13 protein-coding genes are annotated in these 15,984 nt (G+C 49.9%); 7 read left to right on the top strand and 6 right to left on the bottom strand.

Annotated elements, in window-relative coordinates:
- Positions 1-30: 30 nt before the first annotated feature.
- On the bottom strand, positions 31-1,461 hold the full coding sequence (locus tag ACYP03_RS15845; protein ID WP_248142119.1) for an aminotransferase-like domain-containing protein: 1,431 nt from the start codon (positions 1,459-1,461) through the stop codon (positions 31-33).
- Positions 1,462-1,579: 118 nt separating this feature from the next.
- Between ACYP03_RS15845 and ACYP03_RS15850 the strand changes: the two genes are divergently transcribed.
- Positions 1,580-2,497 (top strand): EamA family transporter, encoded by a 918-nt coding sequence (locus tag ACYP03_RS15850; RefSeq protein ID WP_330960180.1) that lies wholly within the window; start codon positions 1,580-1,582, stop codon positions 2,495-2,497.
- A 117-nt stretch (positions 2,498-2,614) separates the two neighbouring features.
- A complete protein-coding gene (locus ACYP03_RS15855; RefSeq protein WP_248142117.1) occupies positions 2,615-3,745 on the top strand; it encodes an acyltransferase family protein in 1,131 nt (376 codons plus the stop codon).
- Between the two features lie 158 nt (positions 3,746-3,903).
- Here the strand turns inward: ACYP03_RS15855 and ACYP03_RS15860 are convergent, their stop codons facing one another.
- Positions 3,904-4,632: a glutamine amidotransferase-related protein gene (locus tag ACYP03_RS15860; RefSeq protein WP_248142116.1), complete on the bottom strand. Its 729-nt coding sequence runs from the start codon at positions 4,630-4,632 to the stop codon at positions 3,904-3,906.
- Between the two features lie 74 nt (positions 4,633-4,706).
- On the opposite strand from ACYP03_RS15860, the gene ACYP03_RS15865 reads away from it, so the two are divergent.
- Positions 4,707-5,522, top strand: a complete 816-nt coding sequence (locus tag ACYP03_RS15865) for an AraC family transcriptional regulator (RefSeq protein ID WP_459780927.1) — start codon at positions 4,707-4,709, stop codon at positions 5,520-5,522.
- A gap of 11 nt (positions 5,523-5,533) precedes the next feature.
- On the opposite strand, the gene ACYP03_RS15870 is transcribed toward ACYP03_RS15865, so the two are convergent.
- Positions 5,534-6,952: an MATE family efflux transporter gene (locus tag ACYP03_RS15870; RefSeq protein WP_459780929.1), complete on the bottom strand. Its 1,419-nt coding sequence runs from the start codon at positions 6,950-6,952 to the stop codon at positions 5,534-5,536.
- A gap of 410 nt (positions 6,953-7,362) precedes the next feature.
- Here ACYP03_RS15870 and ACYP03_RS15875 point away from each other — a divergent pair, with 410 nt between their 5' ends.
- Positions 7,363-7,896, top strand: coding sequence for a hypothetical protein (locus ACYP03_RS15875; protein ID WP_459780932.1), 534 nt, complete (start codon positions 7,363-7,365; stop codon positions 7,894-7,896).
- A gap of 70 nt (positions 7,897-7,966) precedes the next feature.
- On the opposite strand, the gene ACYP03_RS15880 is transcribed toward ACYP03_RS15875, so the two are convergent.
- The 3 genes from ACYP03_RS15880 to ACYP03_RS15890 all read right to left on the bottom strand — a co-directional run bounded on the left by ACYP03_RS15880 (position 7,967) and on the right by ACYP03_RS15890 (position 10,788).
- Positions 7,967-9,538 carry a cytochrome-c peroxidase gene (locus ACYP03_RS15880; RefSeq protein WP_459780933.1) on the bottom strand — a complete coding sequence of 524 codons (1,572 nt, stop codon included), beginning with the start codon at positions 9,536-9,538 and terminating at the stop codon, positions 7,967-7,969.
- 135 nt (positions 9,539-9,673) lie between these two features.
- A complete protein-coding gene (locus tag ACYP03_RS15885; protein ID WP_248142112.1) occupies positions 9,674-9,991 on the bottom strand; it encodes an AzlD domain-containing protein in 318 nt (105 codons plus the stop codon).
- Positions 9,988-10,788 (bottom strand): AzlC family ABC transporter permease, encoded by an 801-nt coding sequence (locus tag ACYP03_RS15890; RefSeq protein WP_330960187.1) that lies wholly within the window; start codon positions 10,786-10,788, stop codon positions 9,988-9,990. The genes ACYP03_RS15885 and ACYP03_RS15890 overlap by 4 nt, the downstream gene beginning before the upstream one ends.
- A gap of 317 nt (positions 10,789-11,105) precedes the next feature.
- On the opposite strand from ACYP03_RS15890, the gene ACYP03_RS15895 reads away from it, so the two are divergent.
- The 3 genes from ACYP03_RS15895 (at position 11,106) to ACYP03_RS15905 (ending at position 15,977) form a co-directional block, all read left to right on the top strand.
- Complete coding sequence (locus tag ACYP03_RS15895) at positions 11,106-14,042, top strand: MHYT domain-containing protein (protein WP_459780935.1); 2,937 nt, start codon at positions 11,106-11,108, stop codon at positions 14,040-14,042.
- A complete protein-coding gene (locus ACYP03_RS15900; RefSeq protein WP_459780937.1) occupies positions 14,035-15,015 on the top strand; it encodes an HD domain-containing phosphohydrolase in 981 nt (326 codons plus the stop codon). Before ACYP03_RS15895 ends, ACYP03_RS15900 begins: the two co-directional genes overlap by 8 nt.
- Positions 15,016-15,503: 488 nt before the next feature.
- Positions 15,504-15,977 (top strand): hypothetical protein, encoded by a 474-nt coding sequence (locus tag ACYP03_RS15905; protein ID WP_248142108.1) that lies wholly within the window; start codon positions 15,504-15,506, stop codon positions 15,975-15,977.
- Positions 15,978-15,984 lie beyond the last annotated feature (7 nt).

Genomic DNA, 15,984 nt, shown 5'->3' on the forward strand with positions numbered 1-15,984 from the left:
TCACCATTGTCTGTTTTCTGACAACATCTCTCAGACATGGTCCGGTTGAGCCGGACTCACCTGTTTCAGCACTTGAGTCAGAGAATCCAGCGCCTGCATGGCCGCATTATCCGGCTCCCCGGCCTCCGGCAATGCAAAACCGATATTGATCCGCAAGCTGTCCCGGTAAAAATCACGACAAGTAAAGAATTCACCTAAACGAATGTCCAGCTGCGCATCAGCCAGCAGATGTTTCAGTTTCGCCGTTGCCATCCCCGGAAGCTGGAGCCACAGGACCATACCGCCAGCCGGATCACTGATCCGCACGGCATCCTGAAGCTGTTGCTGAAGATACTCCGTGTATCGCTGCTTGTTGGTCAGTAACGCAAAACGTCTGTTCTTCAGATGACGTCCATATTGCCCGCTGTCAATAAAATCGGCGATGGCCAGCTGTACCGGCAATGCAACCCCGAAACACCCGGCACGAAATTTACGGAGGTAGGCCTCCAGGTACCGTCCCGGCAGACACCAGCCTAACCGATAGCCGGCCGCCAGTGTTTTTGAGACTGAACCACACCAGAGTATATAGCCGGATTTATCGTAATATTTGGCAGGCAGCGGCACGGTGTTGCTGTGTGGCAACTCCATGTACACATCATCTTCGATCACCGGGATCTGATACTGTGCCGCCATGTCCGCCAGTCGCTGTTTCTGTGCCGGTGACATGGTGATTCCCTGCGGATTCATGTGAGTCGTACAAAACAGACCGGCCTGAATGGTCCCCAGCCGCATGTGATGGTCAAGCTGATCCAGATCGATCCCGGTTGCCACCGACGGTATTTCGACAATATTGCGCGACATTTCCCGCAACAGGGTCAGCAAGCCATTAAAACAGGGCGAACTGATGGCAATTGTATCTCCCGGCCGGGTGCATACGTCAATGGCGGTCCGGATGGCATCCATACAGCCGTTGGTAATCACCAGCTGCTCCGGCTGAAAATGAAAACCGTACTGCGTGAAATGCGCAGCCAAAACCTGGCGCAGCATGGGCTCTCCCTGAGACACCGGATAGAAACTCATCCGCTCTCCCAGTCGCTGATGCGCCCGGCGAAAACTCTGCCCCATTTGCTTTGCCAGCTCTGCGCCGACTTCAAATCGTGAATAACCCAGCGGCCCGGCATGCTGGCTGTCCGGGATCTGCCCGGCCTGAGGCTGATAGTCAGATACCGCCGCCAGACGGCTTTCGAACTGTTCCAGTGCGGGCAGGTTCTGGCTGCCTCGCCTTGCCACAAAATACCCCGACTGCGGCTTCGCAATAATCCAGCCCAATGCCTCCAGCGACTGATAACAATTCAGTGCAGTCGTCATACTGACCTGATGCAGGCTGGCGAACTGACGGAGCGAAGGCATCCGGGATTGTGCGGCCAGCTTTCCCGCCTGAATATCCAGCACGTATTGTTCCGCAAGCTGCTTGTACCTCATGGATTGCCTCCGTTCACACGCCAACTGTACTCTTTTTATTTTCAAAAATTGTATCTGCACCGCACCCGGACAGCAATGCAAAATGAAAATTGAATCCATAACAAGTGAGGGAAAACGCATGGCTTTCAAAGATGCCTTACTGGGCCTGCTCGTGATGTTCATCTGGGGAATCAACTTTTCCGTGATCAAACTCGGAGTCAGTGATGTGGATCCGATGCTGATAACAGCAGTCCGCTTTACCCTCGCCACAATACCGTTAATCTTTTTCGTGAAAAAACCTGATGTGCCCTGGCGCTACCTGATCAGCTATGGGGTTCTTTTTGGCGTGGGTGTCTGGGGCCTCGCGTCCTGGTCAATCACCGCAGGTCTTTCAGCGGGTATGACATCTGTACTGATGCAAACCAATGTCATTTTTGGCCTGCTGTTCGGCTATCTGATGTTTCAGGAGCAGTTCACTCAAACCAAACTGATTGGTGCACTCCTGGCTGCCAGTGGATTAGCACTGTCTTTGATGGCCACAGACGGCACAGTGACCCTCAAAGGCGTGGCTTTGATTCTGGTTTCCGCACTGTCGTGGAGTCTGGTCAGTGCGATTGTGAAAAAGTCCGGCACTACGCAAGCCTTTGCATTCAGTATCTGGGGTATGGTGTTTGCCCCGGTGCCGCTGCTGATTTTCGCTCTGTCACTGCATGGAACTGCAATGATTGAGCACGCTTTTCACAACTGGCATGGCTATACCACCTTTTCGGTCCTGTTTCAGGCCTACCCGACCACCGTATTCGGCTACTGGATCTGGAATCGCATGCTGGTGAAATATCCGCTGAGTACCGTCGCTCCGATCAATCTGATGGTTTCTGTGTTTGGACTGGCAGGCGGGTATCTGTTTTACGATGAGACCGTCGGCATCCTGCAGATCATGGCTGCCGGTTTTATTCTGGCGGGCGTCCTGTTTATTCTGATGCGCCCGGGTGACCCTCAGTTGAGCACAGCGTTGTTACAATGGCGGATAAAATTGCTTTCCGGCCAGAAAACCTGACAGAACAACTGAATTATTTTGCCCGAAATCGACCACAAGAAACGACCTGGCGATCTCCCTTGGCTACACTTAATTTCAGTGCAGAACAACTGTGTTGCTGCAAAGTGGAGATGGCTGATGCTGAAAAACTCAGGTCAAAATACGGTGGGTGCAGCCCAACAGCCGGAGCGGTTCTACTTCCTGGATGCAATGAGAGCAACCCTGATGGTCCTGGGCGTTGTCCTGCACTCTGCTGAGGTCTTTAATCCTGAACACTCCTGGCTCATTTACAGCCAGAATACAAGCTGGCTCATGACTGACCTCATTGATGTGATTCATACGTTCCGGATGCCGGCTTTTTTTGTCGTCTCCGGTTTCTTCTGCGTGCTGACCTTCAGAAAATATCAATTCAGCACATTTATCCTGGTCAGATTCAAACGGCTGGCGATTCCCTTCTTTTTTACCGCACTCACGGTCAACACGGTGCAGGCATTGATCTTGAACCAGAGCCACTGGCAGTATTTTGAAGTCATGCCCTACCTGCACGAAGGGCAATATATTTCCCATCTCTGGTTTCTGGTGGTTTTGTTGATCTATTTTCTGGTCACTGCAATTGGTTTTGCAATCTTCAGACCCGTTTCAAAACCCTGGGTCACCGCGATGAACACCGTGTTAGCCCGGTTACCCGTGTCTGTGCTTCTGTTTCTTTTACCCGTCCTCTCACTGGAATTTTTATCGTTGAATAAAATCGGTGTTCCCATTTATTCAAACGTTTATGGATTAATTGATACCTATGAGCTCATTCACTATTTGCCTTACTTTTTGTTCGGGCTGATTCTCGCCAGTGAACCGCGATTTTTTCAGCGTTTCTGTCAGTACAAACTTTCTGTTGCACTGACAGCCATCCTCATCACGTCGCTGCTTGCAGCGAACATTATTCCGGACAGTCATCTAACCACTAAGATAATTTCCGTGTACCTGAAAGAGCTGACAGTCTGGATGGCTATCACGCTTTGTTTCGGCCTCTTTTACCGCTTTTTAAATGCGCCTTCCCGGAGAATCCTGTTCCTGTCAGACGCCTCCTATACGGTTTATTTATTTCATCATGTTTTCGTCATTGCGATTGGCTTGCTGCTCATTAACCTCAATGTACCTGCAATCATTGGGTTCTGTATCCTGGTCACAACGGTCTCGATCATTTCATTTCTGATTCATCGGCAGATTATTTCCAGACAGAGGCTGGCTGCTTTTGCCTTCAATGGGAAATAGAGCAGGCTTTGGATCAAGGCTGGCTGACACCACATCCAACCCTGCGGCCTGTGACACCGTCAGGGCTGGAATACTATACGGTCGTGCCAGAGAGACATCGCCATTCAGCACCAGTTCTGGCTTTTCAGCAATGGCTTGTGAAATCGATGTCGGTTGACTCAACCTCGTCTGTGTATTTGTGATTCAGCCACCAGCGCATCCATAAACCCGAACAGTGCCCGGTTCATTTCGCTGTAGTCATAGTCCAGTAACTGTGCAGCAGTCTGGATAAAGGGCTGCGTCCCTGCCCCCTCAAGATCGGCACCGGCATGCTCAATCATCCCGGTGACCGATTCACGGGTAAACTCAGGATGACACTGAAAACCATAGGCTAATGACGAGTAACGGATAATCTGCCGGGGACATCCCAGACTGGTCGCCAGCACCTGACAAGCGGGTGTCAGCCCCGGCATGTCGTTATGCCAGTGCCCGACAACCAGCTGCGCCGGAAATCCCTCAAATTTTCGGTCTAAACGGGCATGCTTGTTCAGCACAATCGGAAAACAACCGACCTCAGGTTCCAGACTACGTGAATACTTTGCCCCCAGCGCTTCTCCCAGCAACTGTGCCCCCAGACAAAAACCAACCACAGGCGTTTTCGCATCCAGTGCTTTGCGGATCAGTTCAATTTCCGCTGCGGCATCAAAATGCGGACAGTCTTCAGTCGTTGTCGCCGGGCTCTGCGGCCCGCCCAACACCACAAGCAGATCCATATCGTCGCCATGCGCTGGCAAAGCTTCTCTCAGATAAACCCGGGAATAGCTGGTTGAATAATTTCGCTGATCGACCCATTGAAGCAATGCACCTGGTCCTTCAAAGGCTTCATGAATCAAAAAATGAACTTTCATTATGGTCCTTACCGTCATTATGATTAGAGACGTGCTAATACTATGCACAATTACTCACAACAGATAGCGGCAGTATGACACTAAATACCGATAACCAGACAAGTCCATTGCCAAGCAGTAATACGCTGATCGCGACTTTTCCGAAACAGCCTGTACTGATCAAGACCGTAAACATGACGAAGGGCTACCATGACAAACCTCACCAGCACGAATGGCATCAGGTGATCTACCCTTCCAGAGGATTACTGAAAAGCCGGACTGAGTCGCATCACTTTTATGTCCCTCATCACCGGGCACTGTTTATTCCTGCGCGCACAGTCCATGAATCTTACGTGATGAAGGATGCCTCTTTTATCGGAATCTATCTGAACCCGGCTTTCTGCAAAGCGCTGCCGAACAGCTGCCAGCCGATTGAAGTCAGTCCGTTTCTGAGAGAACTGATCCTGAAGCTGACCCAGAATGTTCACATCGGGCAGCCGCTGTCCGACCGTGTCCTGAACTTGCTGACCGTATTTGAAGACGAGCTGCGGGCAGAAAAAGACAGCTCTCTGGAATTGCCCATGCCTGCCGACCGGCGTCTTCAGCCCATTGTCCATGAATTACTGAGCTGTCCCGGCAGTCCGAAAACCCTGGCAGAGTGGTCCTCACAGACGGGAGCAACAGAGCGAACCCTGTCCCGGCTGTTCAACAAGGAGGTACAGCTGACTTTTCCGCAATGGCGGCAAAGACTGAGACTGATGACAGCCCTGACTTTGCTGGAGCAGGATGAAGCGGTGCAGGACGTTGCTCATCACATTGGGTACCAGTCCGTCTCTGCGTTTATCGAAGCCTTCCGGATGGCGTTTAAGCAGACGCCGCAGCAGTTCAAGCAACACTACCGGAATCAGTAGCGTCAGGCATTTTACTGACTGCCTTTTTCAATCATGGCTTCATCACAAATATGAGCAATTTGCTGCTCTTCTTCGGTAATCCGGGTTTTCTTCCAGGTCCCCCGCTGAAACCAGATGAAAGCAAAAATCGCGACGACCACATTGGTGACCGCAAAAGACCACCAGATGCCACGATCAGCCAGCGTGGTGTGTTTTGACAGGACATAAGCCAGCGGGAATTGCACCATCCATTGTGAGACCAGAGCGACCATCATGGCATTTTGCATATTCCCGGAAGCCCTGAAGGCAGAAACCACACAAAGCTGGATTCCAATCCCGCCCCAGGTCAGGCACATAATTCGCAGAAAGTGAGCGCCTTCGGCAATGACTGCCGGATCGTCGGGAATAAAAACAGCGACAAGATCAGGGGCCAGCGCATAGGCAACAACGCCGATCAGCGTCAGCCCGAGAAATCCCCACAGGGTTCCCAGTAAGGTGATTTTTTCAGCGCGGTCGATCTGATTCGCACCAATGTTCTGACCCACTAAGGTGGATACAGCCATTGATAACCCCATGGCGGGAATCATGACAAACTGCAACAGGTTTGCGCCCACGCCATAAGACGCAATCGTCACTGTGCCGAAGCTTGCAACCAGAAATGACAGGATGATGGTTCCCAATGCCCGCGCCGACAATTCGACCGATCCCGGTGCTCCGAGAAAAAACGCCTTCCGGATATAGGCAAAGTCAGGTTTAAAGTGATGCCACTCCAGTTTGATGCCATGGTTTCCGCGAAGAAATACAGTCAGTCCTAACATCGCGGCAATCGACTGAGTGACCAGGGTTGCCAGTGCGGCCCCCATCACGCCATGGCCTTCAAAGCTGCCGTATCCGAAAATAAACAGCGGATCGAGAAAGAAGTTCAAAATCACAGTACCCAATACAATCAGCAACGGGATCTTGATCTGTCCGATGCCCCGCATCAGCGACTGAAACATGGCAAACAGAAACACAAAAATAACCCCGATAAAGGAGACATGCATGAATTTCAGGGCATCATCAAAAACCTTATCGCTCACCCCCAGCAATGTCAGAAAGTACGGTGAAAGCAAATAACCGCCTATTCCCAATATCGCCGAAGTAAAAGCGACCATCAGCATGGTCTGAGCAGCGACATGATTCACCTTGTCTCTTTTCCCGGCGCCCATGTATTGTGCCGATAAGGTCGCGCCTGCCATCGCCAGTCCGGAACCCAGCGCTATGACTAAGAAAGTAACCGGCATGCTGACCGATACAGCAGCGACTTCCGATGCACCCAGCCGACCAACCCAGAATGCATCCGTTAACTGATAAGCCGACTGAAGAATATTGGTGAGAATAATTGGAATCGCCAGTGAGAGAAGTGCTGTATGAATCGGGTCTTTCAGGAATTTTTTTTGCTTATCTGTCATTGCCATGCCTTATTCAAGGAGCCTCTGTTCATCTTGTTGTTCTTAATATTAAGCCAACTAAGAATGCATACTCAGACAAAGATGCGACCATTTCAGGTCTGACTTTAATTTACTTCGCAGGTGCAACGTGCTGACGCGCTGTTTTTCCTGCTTCGGATTGCACACGGTAATTTTCAGGTTTTCGTCTTCTGGTTTCACAAACGCCTCCGGATAAGACTAGTCTCACAAGCCGCGGAATTGGACAGATTTAATAAGAGCGAAGCCCAACGATATCATTCAAGAGCCTTCGCTCAATTTCCGCAACAAATCAGAACCGGCAGGATTTGAATCGATTGTGCTTCAGGAAAATGACTGCCAACTATACTTAGGTGATACCTACTCGGCACCGTGATTCTACTAAGGATAACGGTATGAAATATCACTACTATCTTTCTCTGGCTGTAATGGCACTGGCGATGCAGGGCACCGCTCAAGCTGATGACAAACAAGCAATGCTGGAGGATGCCCTGAGTGCGGCGCCCCCGACACTCAAAGACAAAGTCACCGTGATGGACTGGGATAACAATGTGTTACAAAAAGGAACCAGTAATTATACCTGCTTCCCAACCCCGCCACAGTTAAAAGGAAAGGCGCCCATGTGTATGGACGGCCCATGGATGGATTGGGCAAAGGCCTGGATGAACAAGCAACCCGTTGAAATTAAAACCATCGGAATATCTTATATGCTGGGTGGTGATGGCGGTGCCAGTAATACTGACCCCTATGCCGAAAGTGAAACAGCCGACAACCAGTGGATTGTCGAAGGGCCACACCTGATGATCATCACACCGGATAAAGCCCTGCTGGATTCGCTGCCGACGGATCCAAATAACGGCGGCCCTTACGTGATGTGGAAAGATACACCTTACCAGCACATCATGGTCCCAATCGGGCCAAGGCCTTAGCCTCAGGCAGAATATGCTGAAAAAAAGAAAGCGAGATTAAATCTCGCTTTCTTTATTCTGTTTTACCACACTATTTTTTCTTCTGTTGACTGCTGGATTGATAAGGCTTCGGTGGTTCTATGGTTGTGGTATCCGACAGCGTTTTTAAGTACGCCACAATTGCTGATTCCTGATACTCAGTTAACCCTAAATCTCCGGTGAACGTTCTTCCCGTGGCCGGGTTAACCGCCCCTAACGAACTGAACGGTGAATTAATTTCAGGTGCAGGCCAGCAATTATTCGCCAGTGCGTCTTTCTCCGTCACGATACCTTCCGGACAACGCTTAATATTAAATCCTTTTGCCGTTTCGCCATTCACATTCGATGTATTGTAGAAATGCACCAGACTTTCTAAGCTCTTGAACCAGCCGCCATGGGTATAAGCCTTAATGAAGCCTTTCCCCTTCCGTTTATCAACGTTTCTTAAAGTCGGCGTTTTATGATGACCTCTGAACGCATGCGGGATTCCGAATACCGTTGATGTCAGGCCAAACTGGATCAACGTTGGATCGACACCCGGATTTGGTTCTGGAGACCCCGGGATTTCATAGTTTCTCGGAACACCAATGGAGTGATAACTATCATCCGTGTAGCGTTCCTCCGGATCGGTCCCATCTCCGCCACCGCTATGACAGGCTGAGCATCCGGCTTCTCCGTAGAAAAGTTCATGCCCGTCATTTTCAAGCTGGGTAAATCCATCCAAAGGAAATTTGTGGTCTGCATCACTGGCCAGAGCCATATCTCTTTTAGACGAGAAACGGTTATTATCCGCGGACATTTGCCAGGCCGCGAGCGCGACAGCAAAACGGGCAAAAGCCTGATTCGTGCCATCTTCGCTCTGGCAGTCTAAAGGCACATTCCAGGACAGATAATACAGTTCACTCCCCCATTTCGTACCTTCAACTTGCTGACATACATCGGATTTTGACTTGTGATTTTGCTCAACAGGGTTCAAAAATGGGCTGGCAAAGGCCTGATCAGCAAGAGGGCCGAGATATTTTGAATACTCGTTTAATTTCAGCCAGGACGCATCCGAAGGCATAAACACTGCATTCGTTTGTTCAACGATGTCACCAGGAGCACGACCATTCCAGAATGCCCCCCCACAAGGAAAGAAACCACATGGGGCAACACCCCGGTCTTTCAGGCGCCCTAAACCAAAGGGGTTACCATTTTTATCGAGGAAAATGGTGTACTGATTTGTCGGCGGTTTCAGTGTCCCTGCATTTTTCGTGGTCGTTTTACCTTGCAGGCCCAGAAGCTCAATGTCCTGCGGTCTTAAATGCGGTCTCGCCCCTGTCACAGCGACCTGATGTAAATTCACACCGGAAACACCGTAAGTCCCCCCTGTACTCGGGGCATGACAGGTAGCACATGACATTCGCTCAGGGTCAGAGATATTTTCAAAAAATAACCGTTTGCCAAGTTCCTCCAGATAACTTAAATCGGTTTCATTGTGATTGTCACTTTTTGCCTCTATATGAGCTGAAAAGATGGTCGAAATAACCAGAAAAAATGTTCCGGTTAATTTTGTAGGGATGGATATCGGTTGTCTGCCTTTAGATGCTTGCATGGCCATATTAACCTCTTTCTTATTTTCCACGCATGTATCGGCCGCCCTGAAACGGGCAGCGTTACGAAAGATGAGACGATGGGTAAACTATAGAATGAGGTTATGTCGGCCGCATTTCTCAAAAGAGAGAATTTCACTTAAATCAAAAGCATAAGCAATAAAGTCTTAATTTATAAAAAATGACGCACAAAAAAACACCACCATACTGAGGACAGCCGTGAATAAAACATTCTTTGTTTTCCATGCAATTATTGCTGCAACCAAAGCGCCGATAAAATATGGGTTATGATAAGTGACATCAATCCCATTATTTTCAGGCAAAAAAACAATAGGCGCCCAAATTGCCGTTAATACGGCAGGACCCGAGTAACTGAGAAAACGTTGTGTCTGATGGTTCAGCTTTATCGGCAGCCTGGGCTCTAAAAACAGATAACGGCTGACAAAGATAACCAGCATCATTGTGATGATAATGATCCACGTCATTTTAATTCTCCCTGCTGAGTTTCAGAACCTTCACGATTTATCGGATGATTTCCAACCCATCGTTCCGTTAAATAACCGCAGATCATTGCCAGTAAACTCGCAATCATGAGCCCTCCTTCAATTTCCAGTGCAGCCATCAACACTGAGGCCAATAAAGCCACAGCCACGGCCACCAGAACGGGCCAGCGCTGAATTGTGGGAATCACAATGGCAATAAAAGTCGCAGCAATCGCAAAGTCGAGCCCCAGACTTTCCAGATTGGGAATAAACTTACCCGCGAAAATGCCGGCAATCGTGGCGAGATTCCAGCTGACATAGAACCATAACCCTGCACCTAAGGCATACCAGGGCTGAAAGCGTTGCGGTGTCTGATTTCCGCACAACGCAAACAGCTCATCGGTGAGCAGAAAGCCTAACCCCAGCCGCCAGCGCAGTGGCAGCGGACTGATGGTTTGTCTCATGGTGATACTGTAAAGCAAATGCCGGGATGTGATGAAAAACGTGGTCAGCAGAATCGTGAACAGCCCCACGCCCGCTTTGATCAAACCGGTTGCGACGAGCTGAGCCGCACCTGCAAACACAATCGCGGACATCGCCATACTCTGAAACACATCCAGCCCGGCATCAATCGCAAATGAGCCCGCTAACAATCCCCATGGAACGACTGCAATGCACAAGGGTGATACTGCCAGCGCCCCTTGTCTGAATAACCGCCACTTTTCCTGCCTGTTCAGTAACAACCCACGCCCATCAGGTTCTGCTGATGTCGATACTTCGGGCACATGTTCATTTTTCATGGTCTCTGACTCACTTTACATCCAACGACGCCGCAGACACGATACGATAAAAGTCAGCACGCATCTTGTACATTCTTGCCTTTTGTTGAATCACCCACTGCCCCGAAAAGAAGCAGATGATTGAACATTCGCTGATTATTGGCACGAGCTCACGGTACGAAGGTTTACTCTTCCGGACTGAAAAGATAATGTTGCGCCGAACATTCACTTATCCGCCGACACCGATATGCAGCGTGATGTCAGGTGCAGGAATCGTCAAGTCACCAATTGTCCTTTCTGTATTTGCGGGCCTGTTTGCTGCCGGTTATCACTGAGCAATGATTTCAGATTTATTCTCCCGCTATTTCATCACCAGCAACACAGACCCCAGCCTGCTGTTTTCCGGCGAATATGATTTAACGCTGGTGGCTATCTCCCTGTTGATTTCTGTCGGTGCATCTTTGCTCGCTCTGTCTCTGGCTGAATTAGCGAAGCAAAGTCCAACCCAAGTCATGCGGCGCATTCACATTCTGACAGGCGCAGCATCCCTGGGAGTCGGTGTCTGGGCCATGCATTTCATTGGCATGCTGGCTTTTGAACTCTGTACGACGGTGAATTACCAAATCAACATTACCCTGCTGTCAGTTCTACCCAGTTTTCTGGCCTCCTGGGTAACGCTGCATCTGCTGACCAAGCAGACCGTCAGCAATGCCCGGCTGCTGCTTTGCGGGATAACGGTCGGACTGGGGATCGGCGCCATGCATTACATTGGTATGGCAGCAATGGTTCTTGGACCTGCCCTGAAGTATGATCCTGTGCTGTTCATGCTTTCGATTGTGGTTGCTGCTTCCCTGGCCACACTGGCATTGTGGATCAGCTTTGGTCTGAGAAAACGTCTGAACCTGACCGGTTACCTCCCTCAGCTCATCGCCAGTGTCGTCATGGGATTAGCGATTGCCGGTATGCACTATACCGCGATGGAAGCAACGCGGTTTGTGGGTCAGCCGGACCCAGAATTTGCCTCCGACAATCAGCATCATTACCTGCTGGCCATCACAATTACTGTCGTGACTGTCGCACTCAGCTTACTGATTACCACCACGAATGCTCTGGCCAGATATCGCGCGCTGTTCCAGCGCAGTGAAGAAACGGCCGCCGAACTGAAAGCCACCATTCACACCGCGGTTGACGGCATTATCAAAATTTCGCACCGCGGCACCATTCTTTCTTTTAACGCATCGGCTGAGCGCATCCTTGGCTATCATGAGAGCGAAGTTCTGGGCAAAAATATCAGCATGCTGATGCCGGAGCCCTATAGAAGCGCACATGATTCTTATCTGGACAGCTACCTGAAAACCGGTCAGGCACGCATCATCGGGGTTGGCCGGGAAGTGACTGCCCTGCAGAAGAATGGATTAATGAAGCCGATCCGTCTGTCTTTAGGTGAATCGAAACTCCATGGTGTCAGCACCTTTGTCGGGGTCATCACGGATATCAGCCAGCAGAAAAAAATGGAAGCCGAACTCAGGCGTTCAAAAGAAGAAGCAGAAATTGCAGCCCAGGCGAAAAGTACATTTCTGGCGAATATGAGCCATGAGCTGAGAACGCCGATGAATGCCATCATCGGTTTTTCGGAACTGATGCTTGACGGCGAGATGCATCCGGAGCAACAAAGACATTTAGGGATAATCCGCAACTCCGCCCAGACGCTGCTCAACCTGTTGAATGATGTACTGGACTCCGCCAAGCTGGAAAGCGGCACAACACAACTTACAACACGACATTTTTCCCTGCGCCAGATATGCGAGCAACTGATCGCGACTCAATCGCTGATTGCCAACCAAAAGGGAATCGAACTGAACCTGCATTACGATGTGCAGATGAGTGAGTTTTACCAGGGGGATCCCCTGCGTATCCAGCAAATTATTCTGAATCTGCTCAGCAACGCGGTGAAGTTTACCGAACGAGGTTCTGTGACACTGAATCTCACGCCCAGCCGGGCCCAAGGCATCACCATTCAAGTAAAAGACACTGGCATCGGCATTGCGGCAGACCGGCTCCATACCATCTTTGCTCCCTTCTCTCAGGCAGACTCAACCATGTCACGCCGTTTTGGCGGCACGGGACTGGGGACCACCATCGCCAAGCAGCTGGCAGAACTGATGGGAGGCCATATCAGTGTCAACAGCCAGCTGGGTGAGGGGTCAACATTCAAAGTGGATCTGCCCCTGCAGAGAGGCGAACCGTCGAAAGCGGAAGAGCATCTGACTCACCAGATACACATCCCGCCAATGACTATCCTGATCGCTGATGATGTCGAGCAGAATCTGGAGCTCATGACCGGGCTGCTAAAAAGAGACCACCACCATCTGCTGACAGCCAGAACAGGTCAGGAAGCACTGACTATCGTTCAGAACACACCGGTTGATATTATCCTGATGGATGTTCAGATGCCGGAAATGAATGGCCTCGAAGCCTGCAAAGCTATCCGGGCCTATGAACGTTCTGAAGGACTTCAGCCTGTTCCCGTCATTGCACTGACCGCCAGCGTTCTGGAAAAAGACCGGCGTGATGCATTAGCCGCCGGAATGAGCGGCTTTGCTGTCAAACCGATCGACATTCATGACCTGAAATCTGAAATCGCCCATCTGATGGGTATTGCTGTCGATGTGGATCCGCAAGCCAGACCTCAGTCTTCCAACGCTGAGATGCATATTGATCTTGAAAAAGGCCGTCAGCTTTGGGGCTCGGAACAGTCCCAGCTCGCTGCGATCCAAAAGTTTATCAATCAGACGCATCACCACCCGGACTACCTGGCGCGCCTGCTGAGCGGCCGTCAGACGAAAGCCCTTTCCCATATACACCGGTTAAAAGGCATCGCAGGTAACCTCTGCCTGCCGGCCATCCATCACTGCATGATGCAACTGGAGCAGGCGTTGCAACGGGAACAAAACACCGTACCGCTGTTCAGCCAGTACCGAGACCGCTTTAACGCCATTCATGATCGGCTCAGTTCAGCCGGTTCGATCACATCCGGTGAAGCTGACAACCCGCCGCGGCCGGCGCTGAGACAACAGGACATTCGAAACATTGCCCGGCAGCTGTCGCAGGGTGAAAACCCGGAAAGCACATTTATGGCAGTGAAAACTCAGTTACCGGAAGCGCTGGCAGAATCGGTCGAATCTGCCATGAATAACTTCGAGCTGGAACAAGCCGCACTTTTACTCAATGACTATCTGGACAGTCTTCAGCACACGGAGATCGAACATGCTTAAACGAAAGACACTGCTTCTGGTGGACGACGAACCCGCGAATCTTCAGGTGCTGAAAAATATTCTTTCTTCAGAGTATCGTCTGATCTTTGCCAAAGATGGCAGCCGGGCACTGGCGCTGGCATGTGCAGAGAAGCCCGATTTAATCTTACTGGATGTCATGATGCCCGGCCTGTCCGGTTTTGAAGTCATCCAGCAACTAAAGACGGTTATCGAGACCCGGAATATTCCCGTAATTTTTGTCACGGCCCTGTCCGATGCACAAAATGAAGCTCAAGGCTTTGAATTAGGCGCCGTAGATTTCATTGCCAAGCCAGTCAGCCCTCCGATTGTGCGTGCACGGGTCAAAAACCATCTTTCACTGGTTCGGGTGGAAGAACTGAAATCAACACGTTTGTCCGTAGTTCAGATGCTCGGCAAAGCTGCGGAGTACAAAGATAATGAGACCGGGCATCATGTCATCCGTATGAGTCATTACGTCCATTCGATTGCGCTTGCCGCCGGATTCAGCGCTTCCTGGTCGGAAACACTGCTACATGCTGCCCCCATGCACGATATCGGCAAAATTGGTATTCCTGAGCACATTCTGAACAAACCAGGCAAGCTCACACAGGAAGAATGGGCTGTGATGAAAGACCATACCGTGATAGGCGCAGAAATCCTGGAAGATGACGGCTCCGAGCTGATGCAGATTGCCCGTAATATTGCGATTTATCATCACGAAAAGTGGGACGGTTCCGGTTATCCGCACGGGTTAAAAGGAGAAGCCATTCCCGTTGAAGCCAGAATCACAGCCATCGCGGATGTGTTTGATGCCCTGACCAGCGAACGTCCCTATAAAACCGCCTGGTCTGTCGAAGATGCCTCAGATTATATCCGCGAGAACAGCGGGATCCATTTTGACCCGCAGCTGGTTGATGCTTTTTTCAGCTGTTTGCCGGATCTGCTTCACACGAAAGATAAATGGCATGAATGAGTGTCTGACCAAGCTCTTTGCGGATGAATTTAAGCATTCGCTGAGTCAGCTTTCAGAGAGACTAAAGTGAATAAAAACGCCTTAAAATGAGTGAAAAAGCAGTGAATGCTTTTATTTTACAGAAATAAAGCGAAAGCACCGTTGACTTTTCATGCACTGACAATCGACAAAATCTCCTTCCTGCTGAGTTCAGATGCATTTCATATCAATTTTACCCATAACCGTAAATCAGAATATTCTAATCAATTTAATTCTTAATTTTCATCAGCTTATGCAATAGGTTTTTTCGTTCATTAAAATGAGATGCCCACAGCAATTTTCGTGATTACAATCGATTTCACAGCAAAAAAACAACAAACACATATTAAATAACACTGAAATATATGGAATCATAATTAATGGGTTTGTTGTTAACAAACAGGCCCCTCAGCACGAAGCTGAGTTCAGGATAAAGATTCAGGGGAAATCAGAACTGTGGTGTGCCAATCATGTACTGCGTAAAATGTGGTGTCAGAACGCTGGACAGGCCCGATGGCACACCAGCAGAAATGTGTCGAAAGTGCAGTGAAGGAGAGCAATCTCAGTCAAATTCTCTGCGTTCAAAATACTCTCTCAAATACAGACTGGCGGTTGCATTTCACGCACTTTATGCCCTCATCTGGCTGATCGTCGGGATCGTCTCTGGTTTTCAGGCCGCAATTGACGGCATCATGAACATTGAGACCGACAATCTGTATAAGGTCCTGCTGGCCGTGATGATGACTATCCTCCATTTGTGTGCTGGTTACAGCCTGCTGGTGCTTCATCGCTGGGCAGAAAAAGCCACGATGCTGTTCGGGATCATCCTGTTTTTCTTTTACCCGTGGGGAACAGTTGCAGGCTCGACTCTGATCTACTCCCTGGTCCAGCTCCGCTACGACTATACGCTCACTTCAAAGTTCTTCAAAAAACTGTATCGCTGAGTTCATA

The sequence above is a fragment of the Photobacterium sp. R1 genome (assembly GCF_054600795.1).